The sequence below is a fragment of the Streptomyces sp. NPDC001137 genome (genome assembly GCF_040298885.1).
Lineage (GTDB): Bacteria > Actinomycetota > Actinomycetes > Streptomycetales > Streptomycetaceae > Streptomyces.
In genome coordinates this window covers 311,295-334,129 of record NZ_JBEPBA010000002.1, presented here as the reverse complement: position 1 = coordinate 334,129, position 22,835 = coordinate 311,295, and the positions used below count along the sequence as shown (strand labels likewise).

At 72.1% G+C, this 22,835-nt stretch carries 18 protein-coding genes and 1 pseudogene; 9 read left to right on the top strand and 10 right to left on the bottom strand.

Going from position 1 to position 22,835, the window contains the following annotated elements; all coding sequences use genetic code 11:
- Window positions 1-332: 332 nt before the first annotated feature.
- A complete protein-coding gene (locus ABT254_RS04490) occupies window positions 333-1,718 on the top strand; it encodes an MFS transporter (protein ID WP_351463408.1) in 1,386 nt (461 codons plus the stop codon).
- A gap of 40 nt (window positions 1,719-1,758) precedes the next feature.
- Here ABT254_RS04490 and ABT254_RS04485 read toward each other — a convergent pair whose 3' ends face one another.
- From ABT254_RS04485 to lnt, 4 genes are all read right to left on the bottom strand, one after another.
- Window positions 1,759-3,702 carry a helix-turn-helix domain-containing protein gene (locus ABT254_RS04485; protein WP_351463406.1) on the bottom strand — a complete coding sequence of 648 codons (1,944 nt, stop codon included), beginning with the start codon at window positions 3,700-3,702 and terminating at the stop codon, window positions 1,759-1,761.
- Window positions 3,703-3,778: 76 nt separating this feature from the next.
- The gene (locus ABT254_RS04480) at window positions 3,779-4,579 is read right to left on the bottom strand and encodes a 3-hydroxybutyrate dehydrogenase (protein ID WP_351463404.1); all 801 of its coding nucleotides are present in this window, start codon (window positions 4,577-4,579) and stop codon (window positions 3,779-3,781) included.
- Window positions 4,580-4,633: 54 nt separating this feature from the next.
- On the bottom strand, window positions 4,634-5,113 hold the full coding sequence (locus ABT254_RS04475; RefSeq protein WP_351463402.1) for an NUDIX hydrolase: 480 nt from the start codon (window positions 5,111-5,113) through the stop codon (window positions 4,634-4,636).
- Between the two features lie 68 nt (window positions 5,114-5,181).
- Complete coding sequence (lnt, locus tag ABT254_RS04470) at window positions 5,182-6,792, bottom strand: apolipoprotein N-acyltransferase (RefSeq protein WP_351463401.1); 1,611 nt, start codon at window positions 6,790-6,792, stop codon at window positions 5,182-5,184.
- Between the two features lie 245 nt (window positions 6,793-7,037).
- On the opposite strand from lnt, the gene ABT254_RS04465 reads away from it, so the two are divergent.
- Window positions 7,038-8,105: an O-antigen ligase family protein gene (locus tag ABT254_RS04465; RefSeq protein ID WP_351463399.1), complete on the top strand. Its 1,068-nt coding sequence runs from the start codon at window positions 7,038-7,040 to the stop codon at window positions 8,103-8,105.
- 9 nt (window positions 8,106-8,114) lie between these two features.
- Here the strand turns inward: ABT254_RS04465 and ABT254_RS04460 are convergent, their stop codons facing one another.
- The 3 genes and pseudogenes from ABT254_RS04460 to ABT254_RS04450 all read right to left on the bottom strand — a co-directional run bounded on the left by ABT254_RS04460 (window position 8,115) and on the right by ABT254_RS04450 (window position 9,785).
- Window positions 8,115-8,660 carry a hypothetical protein gene (locus tag ABT254_RS04460; protein ID WP_351463397.1) on the bottom strand — a complete coding sequence of 182 codons (546 nt, stop codon included), beginning with the start codon at window positions 8,658-8,660 and terminating at the stop codon, window positions 8,115-8,117.
- Window positions 8,661-8,766: 106 nt separating this feature from the next.
- A pseudogene (locus tag ABT254_RS04455) lies at window positions 8,767-8,952 on the bottom strand (glutamate racemase); the annotation flags it as partial.
- Between the two features lie 47 nt (window positions 8,953-8,999).
- Window positions 9,000-9,785, bottom strand: a complete 786-nt coding sequence (locus tag ABT254_RS04450) for a glutamate racemase (protein ID WP_351463395.1) — start codon at window positions 9,783-9,785, stop codon at window positions 9,000-9,002.
- Between the two features lie 39 nt (window positions 9,786-9,824).
- Between ABT254_RS04450 and ABT254_RS04445 the strand changes: the two genes are divergently transcribed.
- Window positions 9,825-11,024 (top strand): glycosyltransferase, encoded by a 1,200-nt coding sequence (locus ABT254_RS04445; RefSeq protein WP_351463393.1) that lies wholly within the window; start codon window positions 9,825-9,827, stop codon window positions 11,022-11,024.
- Between the two features lie 5 nt (window positions 11,025-11,029).
- Here ABT254_RS04445 and ABT254_RS04440 read toward each other — a convergent pair whose 3' ends face one another.
- On the bottom strand, window positions 11,030-12,340 hold the full coding sequence (locus ABT254_RS04440) for a TerD family protein (protein ID WP_351464069.1): 1,311 nt from the start codon (window positions 12,338-12,340) through the stop codon (window positions 11,030-11,032).
- Window positions 12,341-12,640: 300 nt separating this feature from the next.
- On the opposite strand from ABT254_RS04440, the gene ABT254_RS04435 reads away from it, so the two are divergent.
- From ABT254_RS04435 to ABT254_RS04420, 4 genes are all read left to right on the top strand, one after another.
- Window positions 12,641-13,081, top strand: coding sequence for a DUF6643 family protein (locus tag ABT254_RS04435; protein ID WP_351463391.1), 441 nt, complete (start codon window positions 12,641-12,643; stop codon window positions 13,079-13,081).
- Window positions 13,082-13,124: 43 nt separating this feature from the next.
- Window positions 13,125-13,952 carry an MOSC domain-containing protein gene (locus ABT254_RS04430; RefSeq protein WP_351463389.1) on the top strand — a complete coding sequence of 276 codons (828 nt, stop codon included), beginning with the start codon at window positions 13,125-13,127 and terminating at the stop codon, window positions 13,950-13,952.
- A gap of 244 nt (window positions 13,953-14,196) precedes the next feature.
- On the top strand, window positions 14,197-14,802 hold the full coding sequence (locus ABT254_RS04425) for an Rv1733c family protein (protein WP_351463387.1): 606 nt from the start codon (window positions 14,197-14,199) through the stop codon (window positions 14,800-14,802).
- Between the two features lie 108 nt (window positions 14,803-14,910).
- Window positions 14,911-17,355, top strand: a complete 2,445-nt coding sequence (locus ABT254_RS04420; RefSeq protein WP_351463385.1) for a right-handed parallel beta-helix repeat-containing protein — start codon at window positions 14,911-14,913, stop codon at window positions 17,353-17,355.
- Here the strand turns inward: ABT254_RS04420 and ABT254_RS04415 are convergent.
- A complete protein-coding gene (locus ABT254_RS04415) occupies window positions 17,325-19,679 on the bottom strand; it encodes a hypothetical protein (protein WP_351463384.1) in 2,355 nt (784 codons plus the stop codon). The two genes, ABT254_RS04420 and ABT254_RS04415, sit on opposite strands and share 31 nt — an antisense overlap.
- A gap of 286 nt (window positions 19,680-19,965) precedes the next feature.
- Between ABT254_RS04415 and ABT254_RS04410 the strand changes: the two genes are divergently transcribed.
- Together ABT254_RS04410 and ABT254_RS04405 are read left to right on the top strand one after the other, a co-directional pair.
- On the top strand, window positions 19,966-20,784 hold the full coding sequence (locus ABT254_RS04410) for a DeoR/GlpR family DNA-binding transcription regulator (protein WP_351463382.1): 819 nt from the start codon (window positions 19,966-19,968) through the stop codon (window positions 20,782-20,784).
- 93 nt (window positions 20,785-20,877) lie between these two features.
- A complete protein-coding gene (locus ABT254_RS04405; RefSeq protein ID WP_351463380.1) occupies window positions 20,878-21,351 on the top strand; it encodes an SRPBCC family protein in 474 nt (157 codons plus the stop codon).
- A 97-nt stretch (window positions 21,352-21,448) separates the two neighbouring features.
- Here the strand turns inward: ABT254_RS04405 and cds1 are convergent, their stop codons facing one another.
- Window positions 21,449-22,573: an L-cysteine desulfhydrase Cds1 gene (gene cds1, locus ABT254_RS04400; protein ID WP_351463378.1), complete on the bottom strand. Its 1,125-nt coding sequence runs from the start codon at window positions 22,571-22,573 to the stop codon at window positions 21,449-21,451.
- Between the last annotated feature and the right edge of the window lie 262 nt (window positions 22,574-22,835).

Sequence of the window (22,835 nt, the reverse complement as noted above, 5' to 3'; positions counted from 1 at the left end):
AACGCGGCGAGCTGCCGGTCGAGTTCCTGGTTCTCGACGAACACGTCGAGGATTTCGCGGTGGCACGGGTTCTCGATGACCTGGGCCAGCGCCAGTACGGCGGCGACCTGGTCGATCAGACCGGGGAACTGCGTCAACGAACTGGGCCCAACGTCGGCGTGCTCCTGCCACTGCTCCAAGGCTCTTAGCCGCCGCTCCGTGAGCCGTCATGGTGGTCCGACGCATAGCCGCGCCCCGAACTATGTTGCCCCACCACATGTGCCCCTGACGTGCGCCTTCCTACGGTGTGCCAACACGTACCCGTCCCCACCGCACACGAGGAAGTGGCGCACATGGCCTCAGCAGCATCCGCTCCCCCAACGCCCGCGAATCTCAAGCGCATCGTCGCCGCCAGCCTCATCGGCACCACCATCGAGTGGTACGACTTCTTCCTCTACGGTTCCGCCGCCGCGCTCGTCTTCAACAAGCTGTTCTTCCCGGACTCCGACCCCCTCGTCGGCACGCTCCTGTCCTTCCTGACGTACGCCGTCGGGTTCGCCGCGCGTCCGCTGGGCGCCCTCGTCTTCGGGCACTACGGCGACCGGATCGGGCGCAAGAAGCTGCTGGTGCTGAGTCTGCTGCTGATGGGTGGGGCGACGTTCGCGATCGGGTTGCTGCCGACGCACGCGACGGTCGGAGCCGCGGCGCCCGTGCTGCTGACAACTCTGCGCCTGGTGCAGGGCTTCGCGCTGGGCGGTGAGTGGGGCGGCGCCGTGTTGCTGGTGTCCGAGCACGGGGATGCCCGGCGGCGCGGTTTTTGGGCCTCGTGGCCGCAGACCGGCGCGCCCGCGGGGCAGTTGCTCGCCACCGGTGTGCTGTCCCTGCTGACGGCCGTGCTGTCCGACGACGCGTTCGGGACCTGGGGCTGGCGGATCCCGTTCCTGCTCTCCGGGGTGCTGGTGGTCGTCGGTTTGTGGATTCGTCTGTCTGTCGATGAATCGCCGGTGTTCCGGCAGGCGTTGGCGCAGGCCGAGGCCCGCAAGGCCGACCGGAGCGCCGAGGCGGAGAAGCTGCCGCTGGTGTCCGTACTGCGCCACCACTGGCGGGACGTGCTGGTCGCGATGGGCGCGCGCATGGCGGAGAACATCAGCTACTACGTCATCACCGCGTTCATCCTCGTCTACGCCACCACCTCGGCCGGCGTCTCCAAGCAGACCGCCCTCAACGCCGTACTGATCGCATCGGCCGTGCACTTCGCGGTCATACCGGCCTGGGGCGCACTGTCGGACCGGGTCGGGCGGCGTCCGGTGTATCTGCTGGGCGCGGTCGGCGTCGGGCTGTGGATGTTCCCGTTCTTCTCCCTCATCGACACCGGCGGCTTCGGCAACCTGATCCTCGCGGTCACCGTGGGTCTGGTGCTGCACGGCGCGATGTACGCACCCCAAGCCGCCTTCTTCTCCGAGATGTTCGCGACCCGGATGCGCTACTCGGGCGCCTCGATCGGCGCCCAGTTCGCCTCGGTCGCGGCGGGCGCCCCGGCACCCCTGATCGCCACCGCACTGCTGGAGGACTACGACAGCTCCACCCCGATCGCCCTGTACGTCATCGCCGCGGCCGTGCTGACGGTCCTCGCGGTGGGGCTCGCCAAGGAGACCCGCCAGCGGGACCTGGCCGACGTCGAAGCGTCCGCGGGCACGGAGCCTGCGGCTGCCCCGGCGGCGGACGCCCGCACCGTGTGATCTGCCGTCAGCCCGCCCCCGTACGCCTCGCGTACGGGGGTCAGTGCTGTGAGCGGGCCGACAACCGGTGCAGCCGCAGGGCGAGTTGGATCTCCAGGGCACGGGCGGGATCCTGCCAGTCGTCGCCCAGGAGGCGGGCGACGCGCTCCAGGCGCTGCGCCACCGTGTTGACGTGGACGTGCAGTTCGTCCTTGGTGCGGGCCGGGCTCATGCCGCAGGTGAAGTAGGCGTCGAGGGTGTGCACGAGGTCGGTGCCGCGTCGTTCGTCGTAGACGACGACCTGGCCGATGGTCCGCTCCACGAAGCCGGCGATGTCCCGGTCCCCGGCGAGCAGCAGGCCCAGGAAGCCGAAGTCCTCGGCTGCGGCCCCGTCGCCGGAGCGGCCCAGCAGACGCAAGGCGTCCAGGCAGCGTCGGCCCTCCGCGTAGGCGGCGGCCGCGGTGTCGGGGTGGGCGGCGAGGTCCCGCACGGGGGCAGAGGCGCCGACGGTGACCGCCTCGTGGACCGCCGTGCCCAGTTGGTGGGCGGTACGGCGGGCCAGATCGGTGGCGGTGTCGCCGGGGGCCAGCGGCAGCAGCAGGACGGTGCCGCCGTCGCGGGCGGCGGCCAGGCCGTGCCGGGTCGCGGCGAGGTGCGAGGCGGCGGACCACAGGCGTCGGCGGGCGTCGGCCTCATGGTCGGCGTCGGGGGCGGTGCCGTCGAGTCGGGCGGCGAGCACCACGTGGGTGGCGTCGAGGTCGGCGTGCAGCCGGGACGCGCGCTCGCGCAGCAGCCGCGGATCGCGGTCGCGGGCGTCGAGGAGGTCGTCCAACAGCTCGCCGCGCACGCGCTGTTCGGCCTCGGCGGCCGAGCGTCTGGCGAGCAGCAGCAGCGAGGTGACCATCGCGGCCCGTTCCAGGGTGAGTTGGTCGACGGGGTCGAGGCCGGGGTGGCCGCGCAGGACGAGCGCGCCGAGCAGTTCGCCGCCGGGGGCCACGGCGGCGATCCAGTCGTCCTCGTGCCGTACGGCGTGCCCTTCGGCGCGGGACGCCTCAAGGGGCGCCGCCGGGGCGTCACTCGCCTCGGTGAACTCGACCGTCCCGTCGAGGACTTGGGAGACGGCCGCGGCCACGTCGTGGACCCCGCCGCCGCGCAGCACCAGCTCCGCGAGCCGGTCGTGGACGTCGGAGGCGCGCTCGATGACGGCGCTGCGGTCCCGGATGATCTCGTTGGCGCGCTCCAGGCCGGCCAGGGCCGAGCGGGTCTCGGTGAGGAGGTTGGCGGTGTCGATGGCGGCCGCTGCCAGTGCGGCGAACGAGCCGAGCAGCGCGATCTGTTCCCGTTCGAAGACCCGGGCGCGCCGGTCGGCCGCGAACAGGACTCCGATGACGTGGTGGCCCAGCATCAGGGGCACGCCGAGGATGGCGACCAGGCCCTCGTCGCGCACACCGTTGTCGATCGTGTTCGTGTGCTGGAAGCGGTCGTCCTTGAAGTAGTCGTCGGTGACGTACGGGCGGGCGGTCTGGGCCACCAGGCCGCCGAGCCCCTCCCCCATGCCGAGTCGCAGCTGCTGGAAGCGGGCGGCGACCGAGCCTTCGGTCACCCTCATGTAGGTGTCGCCGCGCTCCGGGTCGTTCAGGCTGAGGTAGGCGACGTCGGTGCCGAGCAGGGAGCGGGCGCGCTGCACGATCGCCTGCAGTACGGCGTCCAGGTCCCGCAGGCCCGCGAGGTCGTGGGCGGTCTCGAAGAGCGCGGACAGCTCGGCCTCGCGGCGGCGGCGCCCCTCCAGTTCCGCGCGCACCCGCAGCGCGAGCAGTTTGGCGCGCTCCAGCGCGGCGATCGCCTCGGCGGGCCGTCCCTCGGCGCGGGCCAGCAGCACCGGCTGCTCGTAGGCGTCGGCGGACGCACCCCTGGCCAGCAGCTGGAGGAACGGCGTCTCCGCGCCGGTGAGGGCCATGGCTTCGGCTTCGGTGCGCTCGGCGGACTGCACGTGATCGCGGGACATGCCCACAGGATTACTCATGGCGAGGCCGCCCCGTCAGCCCTGTGGACAACTTGCCGATGCACCGCTGCCTGCCCTGTCAGTGCGCGGTCCAGCCGCCGTCGAGGACGAGCGAGGTGCCGGTCACGAAGGATGCCTGCGGGCTGCACAGGTAGGCCACGGCTTCGGCGACCTCCGCCGGTTCGATGAGCCGTTTGACGGCGCTGTCCTGCAGCAGTACCTCCGACAGGACGCGCTCCGCGGGGATGCCGTGCGCGTGGGCCTGGTCGGCCAGCTGCTTCTCGACCAGGGGGGTGCGCACATAGGAGGGGTTCACACAGTTCGACGTGACGCCGTGGGGTGCGCCTTCGAGGGCGGCGGTCTTGGACAGGCCCTCCAGACCGTGTTTGGCGGCCACATAGGCCGACTTGTAGGCCGAGGCGCGCAGTCCGTGGACGGAGGACACGTTGACGATGCGGCCCCACCCCTGGCCGTACATGTGGGGCAGCGCTCCGCGGATGAGCCGGAAGGGCGCCTCCAGCATCACGGTGAGGACGGTGTGGAAGACCTCGGGCGGAAACTCCTCAAGGGGGCGCACCAGCTGCAACCCGGCGTTGTTGACCAGCACGTCGGTGCCCGCGGCGGCCAGTTCGGCGGCGTCGAGGTCGGTGAGGTCGAGGACGTGTGCTTCGACCGTGCCCGCGAGGCCCCGGGCCTGCTCGGCCAGCGTGTCCAGGCCCTCGGCGTCCCGGTCGACCGCTCTCACCTTGGCCCCGGCGGCCGCGAGGCGCAGGGCACAGGCACGGCCGATGCCGCCGGCGGCGCCGGTGACGAGGGCTGTGCGGCCGCCGAGGTCGAGGGAGGGGGCGTGGGGAGCCGGGAGGGCGCTGGGCGGGGTCATGTGTCGACCCTAAGCAGCAGCCCCGTCTCCCCACATGTGCTCAGTGCCCATACTTCACTCGGAAGTCATGGGCTCGAACCATGTGGGTTCGTCGGACAGGGCCTGCTTGATCCGGAAGTAGTGGTAGTCGGTCATGGCCGGGAGCTCGTCCAGCGGGAACCAGCCGACCGCCAGGGACTCGTCGTCGTTGACCCGGGCCTCGCCGTCGATGGCACGACAGCGGAAGCAGAGGTCCATGAACTGGCAGATGTCGCCGTTCGGGTAGGTGACCGGCCGTCCGGTCCGGACCGTGATCAGCCGCTCGACGGCGACCCGGACGCCGGTCTCCTCCTCCACCTCCCGCGCGAGTGCCGCGGCGGGCTGCTCACCGGGTTCCGGGATGCCCGAGATCAGCGCCCACCGGTGGTTGTCCGCGCGCTGCCCGAGCAGGACTCTGCCCTCGTCGTCGAAGACGACGGCGCTCACGCCGGGAAGCCAGAGCAACTGGTGGCCTGCGGTGGCCCGGATCTCGCGGATGAAGTCAGGAGTAGGCATGACACCGACCCTACGGGGCCGGTGTCCCGGTTCCGGCGCACTCCACGGGGCGTGCGCCGGGCGTACGGCTACACGTTCCGGGCGCGCCGCCCGCGCAGACCGGCGCCGATCGCCCAGCCGAGGCCGCCCGCGGCTACCAGGACGAGGGCGATCTCCGGCAGGATGCCCACCCGGGTGGCGGGCGTCTCCGACGACCGCAGCGGCACCTTCTGCACCAGGTGTGCGTGGACGAACATGCCGGTCTTCTGGGTGATCTTCCCGTCCGGCATGATGACCGCGCTGACGCCGCTGGTGACCGGCACGGTGACGGTCCGGCTGTGTTCGACGGCGCGCACGCGCGACATGGCGAGTTGCTGGTAGGTCATCTCACTGCGGTCGAAGGTCGCGTTGTTGCTCGGCACGGAGATCAGCTGCGCGCCGTCGGTGACCTCGGAGCGCACGGCCCAGTCGAAGGCGGCCTCGTAGCAGGTGACCAGGCCGACCTTGGCGTGGTCCATGCTGAAGACGCCCGGCTTGGTGCCGCGGCTGAAGTCCTGGCGGACCATCGAGGTCCAGTTGCTGTTGATCGCGCCGATCAGGGAGCGCAGCGGCAGGTACTCGCCGAACGGCTGGATCTGCCGCTTGTCGTAGCTGTCGATGGGGCCCTTCTTGGGGTCCCACAGGATCTGCTCGTTCCACAGCTTGCCGTCCCGCTCGACGACGCCGCCGACCGAGATGGGCACGCCGATCGCCTTGGCCGCGCCGTCGATGACGGCGTACGCGTCGGCGTTGGCGAAGGGGTCGACGTCGGAGGAGTTCTCCGGCCACAGCACGAAGTCGGGCCTGGGCGTCTTGCCCGCCTTGACCTCGGCGGCCAGGCGCATCGTCTCGCGTGCGTGGTTGTCGAGCACGGCGCGCCGCTGGGCGTTGAACTCCAGCCCGGAGCGCGGCACATTGCCCTGGATGAGCGCGACGGTCGCATAGCCGTCCTCGGCCTTGTCGCTGACCAGCGAACGGGCGGCGACCGCGCCGACCACCGGGACGGCCACGCTCAGCAGGGCGACGGCCGCGGCCGACCGCTGGACGTCACGAGTGCGCCGTACATCCAGGGCGAGGCGTACGACCTCGTAGAGGCCGAAGCCGCACAGGACGACCGCGAAGCCGAGGACCGGGGTGCCGCCGAGCGCCGCCAGCGGCAGGAAGACGCCGTCCGCCTGACCGAATGCGATCTTGCCCCAGGGGAAGCCGTGGAACGGCACGCGCGCGCGTGCCGCCTCGCCGGCTATCCACAGCGCCGCCGCCCACACCGGCCACGCGGGCAGCTTGGACACCACGGCGACACCCGCGCCGACCAGTGCGACGAAGATCGCCTCGATCGCCACCAGCGCCAGCCAGGGCACGGGGCCGACCTCCACGCCGGTCCACACCAGCAGCGGCAGCAGGAAGCCGAGGCCGAAGAGGTAGCCGAGGCCCAGGCCCGCCTTCCAGGTGCGGCCGCGCAGCACCCAGCCGAAGACGGCGAAGGCCGGAACGGCCAGCCACCACAGGGTGCGGGGCGGGAAACTGACGTAGAGCAGCACTCCGGAGAGCGCCGCGGCGAGGGCTGGAACGAAGCGTACGAGGCGCGCCGCGCGCGATGCGGGCGCGCTCTGCGGCTGCAACTGGTCCGACTCGTCCACGGAGGTTGCGGTGACGGTCACTCCGGGAGTGTACGGCGCGTGACTTTGACGGGGACAGCACGGTCCCCGGGGCATCAGGGGCCGTCTGCCTGCACGGGAGCCGTATCGTTCCTCCGCAACTCGGTCCAACTCATCCACAAAACGTCCATCAGCAGTTACCGTGTGCCCAGCCACAGTCGCGCGGCCGGTCACGGCCTCGGCGGCCTGGGTCGTTCGAGGTCGGGGGGCTTCGGTCAGGTTCGGGGGGCGGGGTGGGTTCCACAGGAATGACGTCTGGAGCGGGTCCGGGGGAGACCGGCGAGAGACGAAACGTTTCCGACGCGGTGGGTGTGGCGGTGCTCGGGGCGTGCGCCACCTGGTCGCTGGTCACGGCGACCGTGCATGACGGCCGCCCGGAGGGTGTGCTGCTCGCGGTGCTGGCCGTGGCGGCCGGATATGCCGCGGGGCGGATCTGCGGGGCGTTGCTGCCGGTGGCCGCGCCGTGTGCGGGGGCGCTGGCCGGGCTGGGCCTGGCGGTGGCCGTGCCGCACCTCGCCCCGGGGCCGCAGATCGTGGCGCCGCTCGGACACGCCGGTGCCACCGCCGCGCTGCTGACCCTGTGCGTGGGCGCCGCTTGCTGCGCGGCCTGGGCAGCCGACTCGCCGGCCGGGCGGTTGACCCTGGGCGCGCTGGCGGCCGGCATCACCGCGGCCGCGGCCTTCCTGGGCTCGACCAGCGGTTTTGTCATCTGTACGGCCGTGTTGCTGTGCTCCCTGGCCGCCGGCCGCATGCACAGCCGTGCGGCGGGCATTGCCGGACTCGCCCTGACCGCGGCCCTGGTCACCGGTCTGACCTGGGCCGTCGCGGGAAATTCGCTGCCCGAGGGGCTGACCACGTCCTTGGACGGCCCCCTCACCGAGCACCGGGTCCAGCTGTGGCAGGACGCCCTGCATCTGGCGCACCGCAACGCGGCGCTGGGCGTGGGACCGGAGCGCTTCGGTGAACTGAGCACGACGGCGACCGGGAGCCTGCTCTCGGACGGCAAGCCGCACTCGGCGCTGCTGCAGCAGGCGTCGGAACAGGGCGTCGTCGGAGTGGTCCTGCTGGGGGCGTCCTTCTGCTGGATGCTGCACGGGCTGTGGCGCTCACCGCGGCCCACGCCGGTGGTGCTCACCGCGGGGGCGGCCCTGACGGGACTCGCGGCGATCGCCGCGGTCGGCAACGCGCTCAGCTTCACCGCCGTGTCGGTCGGCGCGGGCCTTCTCGCGGGCCTGTCCACGGCCCGGCCGCTGGCCGACGAGCCACCTCAGCAGGCGGTTGGCGTACGCCCGCGCCGTGACAGGCTCACACCGTGAGCGAGCCGCTCAGTGCAGTGCGCCGGTCGCGCCCGGACGCAGCCGGTCCTTGATGACCCGCACCGCGGCCTCGGCGTTGTCCACGGTGACCGTGAACGTGTGGCCGTCCCACAGGCGCAGGACGACGCCCTCGCCGCGCCGCACGACGACCGCGGTCCCCTTCTCGGGCCGCCAGCGGTAGCCCCAGCCGCCCCAGTGGCGCGGATTGACGTGCGCCGCGAATTCGGCGCCTGCCACGTGGGAGAGCGGAATGCGGCGGCGAGGCACACCGATGTGGCCGCAGCGCACCTCGAGGCACTCCGTGTCGAGCTTCAGATCCACGTGCAGGAACGCGAGCGTGCCGAAGAGGACCAGCAGCCCGGCGGCGATGCAGCCGACGACGGCCATGACCAGCGGGGCGATGCCCGACGTCCATGCCGAGTCGACGGCCAGCTCGATGCCGAGCGCCATGACGGCCGCGCCGGCCAGCGCCGGCAGCCACTGGACGCGCTTGGTGGCGTGCCCGGTCCAGACGTCTGGGTGCTTGGCTTTCTCGCCGTGGGGGTGGTCCCTCATGGCTACGAGGTTACTCAGGTTTCGCTGCGCGGGCACCGAGTCGCGGAGTGTGACCGCGCCGACGTTGCCGATCGCGGACCGCGGGTGTCCGTTTCGCGGCTTTCGGTCACCGTGCGGGAGTGACCGCCTGCAGGAGCCTGCCCTCCTCGTAGGCCAGGGCAGGGGCCAGCAGGGCGCCCTCGCGGCCGCTCAGCAGCACCGTCAGGGTTCCGGTGGCCGGCGCGTCGGGGGACGGCTGCTCGCCGAGGCGGCGCAGTGCCTGGGCGGCGACGGCGCCCGCCGAGCCATGCAGTTACGGTGCCGATCGCAGACCACGAGCGTCCGATTCGCGGCATTCGGTCAGCGTGCGGGTGTGACCGCCTGCAGGAGCCGGCCTTCCTCGTAAGCCAGGGCAGGGGCCAGCAGGGCGCCCTCGCGGCCGCTCAGCAGCACCGTCAGGGTTCCGGTGGCCGGCGCGTCGGGGGACGGCTGCTCGCCGAGGCGGCGCAGTGCCTGGGCGGCGACGGCGCCCGCCGAGCCATGCAGGACGAGCGGCGGGAAGTCCGGCTGCTGTACGGCGGCGCGGATGCGCTCGGCGACGAGTTCGTAATGGGTGCAGCCCAGGACGACGGTCGTTACATCGCCGGGGGTCAGTGCGGCGGCCGCGGCGACGGCGACGTCGATGGCCGCCTCGTCGGCGTGCTCCACGGCCTCGGCGAGCCCGTGGCAGGGCACCTCGGTGACCGTCACCCCGTCGGCGAACTCCGCGATGAGGTTGCGCTGGTAGGGGCTGCCGGTGGTGGCGGGTGTCGCCCAGATCGCCAGGGGGCCGCCGCCCGCCGCGGCCGGCTTGATCGCCGGGACGGTGCCGATGACCGGCAGCTCGGGTTCGAGGCGGGCGCGCAGGGCGGCCAGGGCGTGCACGGACGCCGTGTTGCAGCCGACGATGAGGGCGTCCGGGTTGTGCGCGGCGGCCGCCTCGGCGACGGCCAGGGCGCGCGCGGTCAGGTCCTCGGGGGTCCTGGGTCCCCAGGGCATGCCGTCGGGGTCCAGGGACAGGACGAGATCTGCGTCGGGCCGCAGACGCCGTACCGCGGCGGTGGCCGCCAGCAGACCGATTCCGGAGTCCATGAGCGCGATCTTCACCCGGCCACGATAGACGATGGGCCCTTACGGGCAGGTGGGGTGGGGCAGACTGCGCGGGTGAGCGCCATCGTGTGGATCGCCGCCGTATCACTCGCCGCCTGGCTGTGGCTGCTGCTGTGTCAGGGCTTTTTCTGGCGCACGGACGTCAGGCTGCCGCCCCGTCGGGATCCTGACGAGTGGCCGTCGGTGTGCGTCGTCGTCCCCGCGCGTGACGAGGCCGCCGTGCTGCCCGCGAGCCTGCCGTCGCTGCTCGCCCAGGAGTACCCGGGCCGGGCGGAGATCTTCCTGGTCGACGACGGCAGCTCCGACGGCACCGGGGAGCTGGCCCGCGACCTCGCGGACACCCGCGGCGGGCTGCCCCTCACCGTCGCCTCCCCCGGTGAACCGCCCGCAGGCTGGACGGGCAAATTGTGGGCCGTGCGGCACGGTATCGATCTGGCACGCGCGCGTGGTCCCGAATATCTGCTGCTGACGGACGCGGACATCGCGCACGCGCCGGACAGCCTGCGCAGCTTGGTCGCTGCCGCGCGCGCCGGCGGCTTCGACGTCGTGTCGCAGATGGCCCGGCTGCGGGTGGAGAGCCTGTGGGAGCGGCTCGTGGTGCCGGCCTTCGTCTATTTCTTCGCGCAGTTGTACCCGTTCCGCCAGATCGGCAGGAAGGGGACGCGGACGGCGGCAGCCGCGGGCGGCTGCGTGCTGCTGCGCACCGAGGCCGCCGAGCGGGCGCGGATCCCGGACGCGATCCGGCACGCCGTCATCGACGACGTGGCGCTCGCACGCGCGGTCAAGGCCAGCGGCGGACGCATCTGGCTGGGGCTGGCCGAGCGGGTGGACAGCGTGCGGCCCTATCCGCGGCTGCACGACCTGTGGCGGATGGTCTCACGCAGCGCGTACGCGCAATTGCGCCACAACCCACTGCTGCTGCTCGGGACGGTCGCCGGGCTGGTCCTTGTGTATCTGGTGCCGCCCGCTGCCCTGGTCGCAGGTCTGGCCGCCGGGGATGGGACAGCCGCACTCGTCGGCGGCGCCGCGTGGCTGGTGATGACGGGGACGTACCTTCCGATGCTCCGTTATTACCGCCAGCCGCTGTGGCTGGCCCCGCTGCTGCCGTTCACCGCGCTCCTCTATCTCCTCATGACGGTCGATTCAGCGGTGCAGCACTACAGAGGACGCGGCGCGGCCTGGAAGGGCCGCACCTACGCGCGCCCGGACACCGTGGCGGACGAGCACCCTCTCTAGGGCGCTCATTTCCTGCCGGGAGTCCAGTTCATGCCCCACCCGTAGGCGTAGTCGACGGTCCGCTGCGGGCTGACCCCGCGCTCGGGCACCAGGTAGCGGGCCTCGCGCTGGACGACCAGGTCGCTGCCCGTGTTGGTGATCAGGGCGAGGGCGCACACCGTCGAGGGGACCGTGCACTCGTCGAGCGAGAAGTCGATCGCGGCACCGTGCTGCGGCTGGAGTGTGACCGTGGCGTGCAGGTCCGCGAAGGAGCGCGCGCCCTCGTAGATGGTCACGAAGACCAGAATCCGCCTGAAGGACCGTTTGTGGTCCAGGTTGATCGTGAGGTTCTCGCCGCTAGCGAGGGCCCCGGTGCGGTCGTCGCCGTCGAGATGGATGTACGGCGGCCGCTGCAGGGACCCGAAGGCGTTGCCCAGGGCCTGGACGACGCCCTTGCTGCCGTCGGTGAGTTCGTACAGGGCGCACAGGTCGAGGTCGAGGTCCGCATGCATGGCGACCGCGCGGCCGCGTTTGCTGCCCCATCCCGAGAACTGCTTGCGCACCTGCCAGTTGAGGTTCACCCGCATGGCGCCCGAGGTGCCGCCCTGTTTGGCCAGCGAGACCGCGGGGGCCGCCTTGGTGAGCGTCACCTTGCTCAGGCGGACCGGCGCCGGTGGTGCGGGAGGCGGGGGCGGCTGCACGGCGGCCGGGGGTCCGACCGGCGGGGGCATGTGGACCGGCGGTGCGGTGGGCGGCGGCATGGTCACCGGCGGTGCGGGTGGGGTCATCGGCTGCGGGTGTGCGGGCGCGGTGTGCTGCGGTTCGTCCACCGTGATCCCGAAGTCCGTCGCCAGGCCCTCGAGTCCGCTGCTGTAGCCCTGGCCGACCGCGCGGAACTTCCAGGCGCCCTGGCGGCGGTAGAACTCCCCGAGCACGAAAGCGGTTTCCACGCTCGCGCCCGTACTGTCGAAGCGGGCGACCACACCACCCTGGGCGGCATCGCGGACCTCGATATAGAGGTCGGGGACCTGCCCGAACGTGCCGCCGTCCGCGGAGGCGGCGAGGACGATCGTCTCGACCGCGGGCTCCACGCGCGCGAGGTCGACCAGGAGGGTGTCGACGATGCGGCCGCCGCCGTCGCGCTTGCCCTCGTGCCGGACCGCCCCGGAGGCGTGCGCGGGCTGGTTGTAGAAGACGAAGTCGCCGTCGGAGCGGACCTTGCCGCCCACGAGCAGAAGGGCCGAGGCGTCCGCGTCAGGGACGCCGGGTCCGGAACGCCAGCCCAATTCCACCCGCAGTGCCCTCGTCGGCACCGGGGTATTCGATCCTTTCGGCATTGACATGTCCGCCCCCATCACGTGTCAGTGCGCCAGTCCGTGGCCCCGGCGGCTCTTCCGGTTCTCTACTCGCACAACCTATTCCCCGGCGCGGCGAACTCCCACGAGGGGCGCTGGAAGAGCGGTGACCGACCCGCCGGTAACCCGCCCGGAGCTTGGCCTTTACAGGACCGGTACCTCGATCGACGCCCTTTTTTGCCAAGTTCGCTCGCATTGGGGATCCCGCGTCACTGCGAACACTCAAAACAACCCTCTTATCGGTCTCCCCAACTAGCACATCGAGGGCTTAACTTATGAGCCATGACCTCCCCCCGCTCCACCTTCGGCGGCGGTTACTACTCCGCCTTCCCGGACACCCCGATCTACGACCGACTCGTCGCCGAGCGGGGCACCCCGCAGATCGCTCCGATCCGGGTCCCCGCCGCGTACGACGCGCCGGGCAGCTACCTGCCGGCCCTGCCGTCGGCCCTGCCCGCCCTTCCGGCGGGCCCCTCCCAGCCCTCCTACGGCTATCCGCAGGCGCAGCAGCCGGCACCGCTGCAACAGGCGCCCGCGGCCTACATCCCTCAGCAGGCCGCGGCGCCGCGCGGCTATCCCGGCCCCGGCCCGCAGCCGCCGCAGCCACAACGGCCGATGGCGACCGGCACCGGCTACGAGGCGATGCGCCCCGCGGCCGCCCGGCCCGCCCCGGCTCCTTATCAGGACCCGTACAACAACCAGCAGCAGTACCGCGGCTACTGACCGCTCCTCCCGGGTTGTCACTGCCGCCTGGCAGGATGGCCTGATGGGGAACACGCTGCTGCAGTCGATTCACGTCCATCCGGTGAAGGCGTTCCGGGGCTTTGCGCCCCGGGAAGCCGTCGTGGAGCCCTGGGGGCTGGCCGGAGACCGGCGCTGGGTGCTGATCGACGACGGGGGAAAGGTCGTCACACAACGTCAGCAGCCGCGCCTCGCGCTGGCCGCCGCCGAGCTCCTGCCCGGCGGCGGTGTTCGTCTGTCCGCACCGGGCATGGAACCGCTGACCGTGCCGGTGCCGCGTCCGGCCGTCACGGTTCCGGTGGAGATCTTCGGCGACAAGGTCGAGGGGGTCCTTGCCGCGGAGGCGGCCGCGCACGCCTGGTGCAGCGAGTACCTCGGCATCGGTGCGCGCCTCGTCCACATGGACGACCCGGCCACGCGCCGGCCCCTCGACCCGGAGTACGCACAGCCGGGCGAGACGGTCAGCTTCGCCGACGGCTATCCGCTGCTGCTCACCACGGTCGCCTCCCTCGAGGCTCTCAACTCCCTGATCGCCCAAGGTGCCCGCCCGGCCGAGGGGCCGCTGCCGATGAACCGCTTCCGGCCGAACGTGGTCGTGGACGGCACCGCGGCCTGGGCCGAGGACGACTGGTCCCGCATCGCCATCGGCGAGGTCACCTTCCGCGTCGCCAAGATGTGCGGGCGCTGCGTGGTGACCACCACCGACCAGAACAGCGCCGTGCGCGGCAAGGAACCCCTGGCCACACTGGGACGCCACCGCCGCATCGACGGCAAGCTGGTCTTCGGCCAGAACCTGGTGCCGCTCTCCCCCGGCACGATCCGGGTCGGCGATCCGGTGACGGTGCTCGCCTAGACGGCTCATGGGCGGCTCTACCGTGTGGCCGTCCGGCGGGATCAACCAGCCCCGAAGCACCGCAAAGAAAGATCCCGCCAAGGATCCGTGCGCGGGAACCCGGGGCGGGGGCCTGGGCGTTGAGCTTTCGTGAGAAGTTCATGAGAGGCCCCGGGGACAGGTGATTTCGATCTCTCTTTGACCGGGCCCGCGGGTGAACGGCTCCGCCGGGGGTTATCACGGAGCGGGAAGGGGGTGCGGGACGGTGCGAGCAATCGGCGGTCTCTGGCGCTGGCGGCACAATCCGCTGCGGCGCACGAGCGATCTGGTCGAGGCGTGGGTGGCGCTGGTGGCGCTGCTGCTGATGCTGGCCGTCGCGCCCGTGGTCGGTTCCCTCGTCGGCGGCATCGCCCAGGACGCCCTGCAGCAGTCCGTCCGCGACCAGCGCACGGCCCGCCACCTGGTGACGGCCACCGTGGCCCGCAAACTGGACCGCTCCCCCCTGGACACCGACCCCGAGACGGCCTCGGCGCGGGACCTGCGCAGCCGCGTCGTCGCCGACTGGATCGCGCCGGACGGCTCCCGCCACCACGGCGCGGCCCTGGCGGAGCTCAAGTCCCCGCACCACGGCGACCACTTCAAGATATGGACGGACCAGCACGGCCAGATAGTGGCCCGTCCCCTGGACTCCACGACGGCGACGACCCACGCGGTGCTCGCCGGGTTCGGCGCCGCCCTGCTCACCGCGGGTGCCGTCGAGGGCGCCCGCCGGCTGATCGTCTGGCGCATGGTCCGCCGCCGGTACGCCCGTTGGGACCAGGCCTGGGACCGGGCCGGCCCGGACTGGGGCAGGACCGGCACGGGCAGCTGACGGCCTTACGGCTCTGGTCAACCCACCGCCCGCGCGCACGCTACGGTGGACCGGCCGAACGCAATCGGCATCAACCCGCGTACCACGAGGTGGGGGCACAGCAACGCCATGGCACAGGGCACGGTCCAGGTGACGCACACCGGCACATCGCGGTGGCGACGCCGCACGGGTGAGTACGCATCGCTCGCCGCCGCCCTGGAGGCCGCTGCCGACGGTGACGTCCTCACCGTCGCGCCCGGCACCTACCGGGAAAACCTCGTCGTCCAGCGGTCGGTGACCCTGCGCGGGCCCGAGGGCTCTCCCGGCTCGGTGCGGATCGCACCGGTCGACGGCGTGCCGCTGACCGTGCGTGCCTCCGCCGTGGTCCAGGACCTGCACGTGGAGGGACAGGACGCCTCGGTGCCCGCCCTGCTGGTCGAGGAGGGCACACCGGAACTGCTGGACGTGCGGATCATCACCCGCTCCGCGGCCGGCATAGAAGTGCGGTCGGGCGCGCGTCCGACCGTGCGGCGGTGCACCGTCGACAACCCGGCCGGCATCGGCATCGCCGTGATCGACGGCGGGGGCGGGGTGTTCGAGGAGTGCGAGGTCGTCGCCGCCGGTCAGTCGGGCGTCGCGGTCCGCGGCGGCGCGCACCCGCGCCTGGAGCGCTGCCGGATCCATCACGCCTCGGGCGCGGGGCTTTCGGCGACCGGGGAGAACTCCGCGCTGGAGGCGGTGGGTTGCGAGGTGTACGAGGTCCGCGGCAGCGGCGTCCAGGTCACCGGCCGGGCCACCGCGCACCTCACCGACTGCGATGTGCACCGCACCACCGCGGACGGCGTCACGCTCGACACGGACGCGGTGCTCACCCTCGCCGACTGCCGCATCCACGACATCCCGGAGAACGCGGTCGATCTGCGTTCGCGCTCGGTGCTCACGCTGACCCGCACGACGGTGCGTCAGTTCGGGCGCAACGGCCTGTCGGTGTGGGATCCGGGCACCCGCGTGGACGCCAACCAGTGCGAGATCTTCGACAGCACCGGCGACTACCCGGCGGTGTGGGTCAGCGACGGCGCCACCGCGGTGCTGGAGTCCTGCCGGGTGCACGACGTGCCGGACGCCCTGTTCGTCCTGGACCGCGGCTCGCGCGCGGACGTCGTCGACAGCGACCTTACCCAGGTCCGCAACACGGCCGTGTCGGTGAGCGACGGCGCGACCGCGCAGCTCGACGACTGCCGCATCCGCGACGCCGCGACGGGCGCCTGGTTCCGCGACCACGGCAGCGGCGGCACCCTGAACAACTGCACCCTCGACGCCACCCAGACCGGCGTGATCGTCACCAAGGGCGCGGACCCGACCATCGAGCGCTGCACCGTCGACTCCCCCGCCGAGGCGGGCTTCTATGTGTCGGCCGGCGGCCGCGGCAGCTTCGTGGGCTGCCGGGTGACCGGCAGCGGCGGCTACGGCTTCCATGTGATCGACGGCAGCCGTACGACACTGCGCAAGTGCCGCACGGAGCGGTGCGCGCGCGGTGGGTACGAGTTCGCGGACGGCGGCGACGCGGCCCCCGGCACGGGCCCGGTCGTCGAGGACTGCACCAGCGACGAGAGCGCGGGCCTGAGGCCACCCGCGACCCGGGAGACCGCCGTACAGCAGACCGCTCAGTCGCCCGGCCTGCTGGGCGCGATCCCCGGGCAGCGCAGCACCGAGCAGGAACCCCTGCTGACCGCCGCGCAGCCCCCGCAGCCCGAGCAGCAGGCACGGACGTCGAAGGCCGTGCTGGGTGAACTAGACGCGCTGGTGGGCCTGGAGAGCGTCAAGCGCGAGGTGCGGGCGCTGACCGACATGATCGAGGTGGGCCGACGCCGGCAGCAGGCGGGCCTCAAGGCGGCCTCCGTCAAGCGGCATCTGGTCTTCACCGGCTCCCCCGGCACCGGCAAGACGACCGTGGCCCGCCTCTACGGCGAGATCCTCGCCTCGCTCGGTGTGCTGGAGAAAGGGCATCTCGTCGAGGTGTCGCGGGTCGACCTGGTCGGCGAGCACATCGGCTCGACGGCGATCCGCACCCAGGAGGCCTTCGACCGGGCGCGCGGCGGTGTGCTGTTCATCGACGAGGCGTACGCGCTGTCGCCGGAGGACTCGGGCCGGGACTTCGGCAAGGAGGCCATCGACACGCTGGTGAAGCTGATGGAGGACCACCGGGACGCGGTCGTGGTGATCGTCGCGGGCTACACGGCCGAGATGGAGCGGTTCCTTTCGGTCAACCCCGGTGTGGCGTCCCGTTTCTCCCGGACCATCACCTTCAGCGACTACGAGCCCGACGAACTGCTCAGGATCGTCGAGCAGCAGGCCGACGAGCACGAGTACCGGCTGGCGCCGGGCACCGCGGAGGCGCTGCTGAAGTACTTCACGGCGATCCCCAAGGGCCCGGCCTTCGGCAACGGCCGCACCGCACGCCAGACCTTCGAGGCGATGGTGGAGCGGCACGCGGGCCGGGTCGCCCAGGTCGACGAGCCGAGCACCGACGAACTGACCCTGCTCTACCCCGAGGACCTGCCCGAATCCCCCTGAGGTAACTGCCCGGGGCGTGGGGAGGGCAGCTCCGAGCGCAGGCGGGCCAGCAGGCGTTCCCGCTCCTCGGCGAAGGCCGGGTCGGCCTGGTAGTCGCCGTGGCCGAGGATCGGGGCGGGCAGCGGATGCTGCGCGGTACGGCCGTAGGCGAGCGGGTCCTTCAGGGGTGCGCGGTCCACCTCGGGGCCGCAGTCACCGGGCAGCCGGACCGGCCCGCCGATGGGGTCGGTGAGCCGGTACAGATTCCGCCAGCAGTCGACGTCCTGGTGCAGGGAGCTGAGGGCGGCGGGCCCGAAATGGGCCGGGAACCAGCGGCCGTAGAGCCGCTCCAGCGGGGAACCGTAGGTCAGCAGGGCGACCCGTCTGCGGACCGACGGCTTCAGCTGCCAGGCCGCGGCGGCCGCGAGCACACTGCCCTGGGAGTGTCCGGAAAGCACGAGGCGACCGCCCGTGGCGCGCGTCCAGGTCGCCATCCGCCAGGTCAGGTCGGGCACCGCACGCTCCGCGTAGCAGGGCGGGGCGAAGGGGTGGGCTGCGCGCGGCCAGAAGGTGCCGACGTCCCACAGGATGCCGATGGTGCGCCGGGCGGAGGCGTCCTTGTAGGCGCGCCTGCCCCAGGTGACGAAGAGTATGAAGCCCAGACCGATCAGCCAGGAGCCCAGCGCCTGCGCGGTCTGTGCGACGCCGTGCACGAAGGCGAAGGCGTGCTGCGCGGCCTCACCGGGCGCCTTTTCGGTGATCTTCGCACCGAGGAGGGCTCCGGCGCCCAGCAGCAGCGTGGTGGCGGAGGTGACGGCGACGACGAGAGGGCCCCGGTCGGTGAGTGCGGCCAGCGCGCGGGTGGTGGCGATGCGGCGGGTGCGCGCCGCGTCCTTGGGTTCGCCCGGGTAGTCGAGCTCGACGGTGCCCAGCTCGGTGCGGCGCAGCAGCCAGGCCCGCCGGCCCAGCCCGGCGCAGAACACGAGCAGGACGAGGAGCAGCACCGGGATCACGGATGCCTGCCAGGTCAGCAGGACCGGCGGGCCGTCGATGGAGGTGCCGGTGCCGTCCAGCCAGTCGGACACCCGCTGGGAGACGCCACCGGACATCACCCCGCCCAGGGCACAGGCCAGCATCGCGACGGCGGGTCCGCCCTGGCCGCGCAGCACGGTGCGGGCATCGGGGTGGCTGCGGTAGAGCAGGTGGGCGACCACGGCGAGGGCGATCACCAGTAAGCCCTGGAAGAGGGCGAGGGCGCCGAAGGTGGTGCCGCCCCCGGCCAGCAGGCCGGCCGACCGCCAGCCCGGGCGCTCCCAGCCGGCGTACACCGCGCAGAGCAGCAGCAGGAGCAGAGCGGTCAGCGGCAGGCGTCGTACGAGGTGCTCGTCGAGTTCCCGGTCGAGACGGTTCTCGGTGCGTCCCCGGCGGCAGACCACCCACACCACGACGACGGCGGTGACGGCGACAGCGATCTCCAGGAGCCGGCCCACGGTGTCCAGTGCCGCCGGGCCGCCCGGTCTGCGGTCGAAGCGGGCCGCGGAGGATGCGACCGCCGCGGCCACCGTCAGCAGGCCCGCCGCGGTGTGCGCGGCGCGCAGCCGGGCCACCAGCCGGCGGCCGTACCAGAAGCCGGGCCGGCCCAGGGCGGTGCGGCCGGTGTCCTCGTCGGGTTCGGGCCGGCGGTCGATGGGCTGCTGGGACTCGTACGCGCTCCAGGTGCGGTGCGAGAGGTACCAGAGCAGGGCGGTGAGCGCGGCGGGCACCAGGGCCGCGACGGCGAGCCGCCGGCCGGGCCTGCTCCACCAGCCGTTCTGCGACACCTCGGGCGACAGGAAGCCCAGCCAGGAGTGCCGCTCGGCGCACGCGCGGGTGCCCGCGCACTGCCAGGCCGCCAGGTCCAGGGCGACCTCGCAGGCGGCCGCGACCAGCAGCACCGTCAGCGTCAGGCCCGCCAGCCGTACCAGCAGTCCGTACAGGCGGACCGTCCGCTGGTGGCCGCGTGCGCTGGGCCGCATCCAGTGGGCGAGGTTGACCACCATGAACGGCAGGAGCAGCAGCCACAGGGCCCGCGCACTGTTGCCGGAGGTCAGATTGCACCAGACGTAGGCCTCCGGCACCGGTCTGCCGCGGTAGTCCTCGGGTCTGCTCTCCGCGTCGGCGTCCTCGGCGCGCCGGAAGACGGCCGCCGTGTCGTCGCCGGTGATCCGCACCGTGCGCGGATCATTGAGCATCTCCTGGGGTGTGGTGCCGCCCACGCCGTGGACCAGGAGTTCCAGGGCGGTTGCAGATCCCCCCGGTCCCGCGAGGGGACCGCTGGTCGGGACACGTTCCTGTGCACGTTCCACTGTTCGCACTTCCCCCGTGACGCGCCGTCTCTTGTGCCCGTGCGGGCACCAGGATCTCCGCTCGGACGGCGGTGTACACCCCTGAACACGGAATCTCCCCGATCCGGGTGATCTGCGGGGAACAGAAGGGGCATTGGTGACATGCGCGCGTCGGGCAGGTGGCGTCAGGGGGGCCCACCCGTGCAAGGATGGGACGTCCGCGCTACCGGGGCAGGGAAGAATGTCCTTGTCGGAGCAGGTGCGCAGGGCGTGTCGGACGGCTTGAGGCGAAAGGACCGGAGCGTACGTGAGCGAGAATCAGAACCTCCTCGCGGAGCAGCGGCGCGCCCTGATCCTGGACGAGGTCCGGCGCCGGGGCGGGGTCCGTGTGAACGAGCTGACCCGCAAGCTGGGCGTGTCGGACATGACGGTGCGCCGCGACCTGGACGCGCTGTCCCGCCAGGGCGTGCTGGAGAAGGTGCACGGCGGCGCGGTGCCGGTCGTGGAGGCGAGCACGCATGAGCCGGGCTTCGAGGCCAAGTCGGGCCTGGAGCTGACGGCCAAGGAGGACATCGCTCGCTCGGCCGCGCAGCTGGTGGCGCCGGGTACCGCGATCGCGCTGTCGGGCGGTACGACGACGTATGCGCTGGCCCACCATCTGCTGGACGTCCCGGACCTGACCGTCGTGACGAACTCGGTCCGGGTGGCCGACGTCTTCCATGCGGCGCAGCGCACCTCCGGCCCCCGGCAGGGCGCGGCCACGGTGGTACTGACCGGCGGCGTGCGCACGCCCTCCGACTCGCTGGTGGGGCCGGTGGCCGACCAGGCGATCGCGGCGCTCCACTTCGACGTGCTGTTCCTCGGTGTGCACGGCATATCGGTCGAGGCCGGCCTGTCGACGCCGAACCTCGCGGAGGCCGAGACCAACCGGCGCCTGGTGCAGTCGGCGCGGCGGGTCGTGGTGGTCGCCGACCACACCAAGTGGGGTGTGGTGGGTCTGAGTTCGTTCGCGGCACTGGAGCAGGTCGACACGCTGGTGACGGACGCGGGCCTGGCGGGCGACGCGCGCGAGGAGATCTCAGAGCATCTGCGCCGGCTGGTCGTGGTGGGCGAGCCGGAGAGCTGATCTCCCCGGGGTGCTGCTGACATCTGACGGGTCGCCAGCTATCGTGACGTCGCCCCGGTCAACCACCCTTCTCCGTCAAGGGGGTTCGTGCTCATGGCTCACCGTCTGCGTCCCGTCGGGCTCGACTTCGTCGACACCGCCCCCGTGCGCCTGGTCTTCGCCCAGGAGATCGCGGCGGCACCCGAGGCGGTCTTCCACGCCCTCAACGACGATGTGCCGGGGTGGGCGGAATGGTTCGCGGCCGTGACGCAGGCACGCTCCCTCGACGACGGTGCCGGGCGCGACATCCGGCTCAAGGGCGGCGGCCGCTTCCGGGAGACGGTCATCGCCTCGAAGGAGGCGGAGGTGTACGCCTACCGGGTCGACGTCACCAACGCACCGGGCGTCCGCGCCCTCGCCGAGGAATGGCGGCTGCTGCCGGCCGGGACGGGCACCCGCGTCCAGTGGACCTTCGCCGCGGACGGCACGGCACCGTTCCGGCTCGTGGTGAAGGCGGCACGGGCGGGACTGGGGCGGGCCTTCCGGGACGCGGTGGTCTCGCTGGACCGGCACCTCACCGCGCCCTGAAGGGGCGCGGGGCTGTGTCGATGTGCGGCTCCGCCGCCGCGGGCGCGACCAGCCACGACGATGCCGCAGACGATGGACGGCCCTTCCCGCGGAGCGCTCAGCAGGGCCAGACGCCAGTCTCCAGCAACGCATCGATCGCCGCCGAGTACGGCTCGATGTCCAGCCCCTGCTCGGAGAGCCACGCATCCGAGTAGTACTTGTCCAGGTAGCGGTCCCCCGGGTCGCACAACAGCGTCACCACGCTCCCCTGCCGCCCCTCGGCCACCATCTCCGCGGCGATCTTCAGCGCGCTCCACAGTCCGGTGCCCGTGGAGCCGCCCGCCTTGCGGCCGATGGCCTGCTCCAGCGCCCGTACGGCGGCGACACTGGCCGCGTCGGGGACCTTCATCATCCGGTCGATGGCGCCCGGCACGAAGCTGGGCTCCATCCGGGGGCGGCCGATGCCCTCGATGCGTGAGCCGCAGTCGCTGGTGACGTCCGGATCGCCGGTGGTCCAGCCCTCGAAGAAACACGAGTTCTCCGGATCGGCCACACAGATGCGGGTGTCGCGCTGGGTGTAGTGGACGTAGCGCGCGAGGGTCGCCGAGGTACCGCCGGTGCCCGCCGTCGCCACGATCCACGCGGGCTCCGGGAACCGCTCCAACTCCAGCTGACGGAAGATGGATTCGGCGATGTTGTTGTTGCCGCGCCAGTCCGTGGCCCGTTCGGCGTAGGTGAACTGGTCCATGTAATGGCCGCCGGTCTCCACCGCGAGGCGGGCCGACTCGTCGTACATCTTGCGGGAGTCGTCCACGAAGTGGCACTGCGCGCCGTGGAACTCGATCAGGCGGACCTTCTCGGCACTCGTCGTGCGCGGCATGACGGCGATGAAGGGCACGCCGATCAGCTTCGCGAAGTAGGCCTCGGAGACGGCCGTCGAGCCGCTGGAGGCCTCGATCACCGGGCGGCCCGGCCGGATCCAGCCGTTGCACAGTCCGTAGAGGAAGAGCGAGCGGGCGAGCCGGTGCTTGAGGCTGCCGGTGGGGTGGGTCGACTCGTCCTTCAAGTACAGGTCGATCCCCCACTTCTCGGGCAGCGGGAAGCGCAGCAGATGTGTATCGGCCGAGCGGTTGGCATCGGCCTGGACCTTGCGGACGGCTTCTTTCAGCCAGTCGCGGTAGGCGGCGTCACTGTGGTCGACATCGAGGGTCTTGCCGGTCCGGGTCTGCTGGGGGGTGGTCACGACGGGGTGCTCCTTAGGCTGTGCGCCGACGGCGCCTCGCGCGGCCGACGCATCGATCATAAACACCTTCCGCACGCTTCTCACCTGCATAAACGCATCTTTGAGCACCCCAAAGAACACCCTGGGGCCACCGGGTGGGCACAGGTGGGGGCGCATTCGCGCGAGTGCTCCGGGCGCCCGCTTCGAGCGTGTCGTGCGTACTGGTGCTCGACGTCGGGTGCGGGCAGACTGCACCGAACGGGGGCGCACACTGGATCACGAC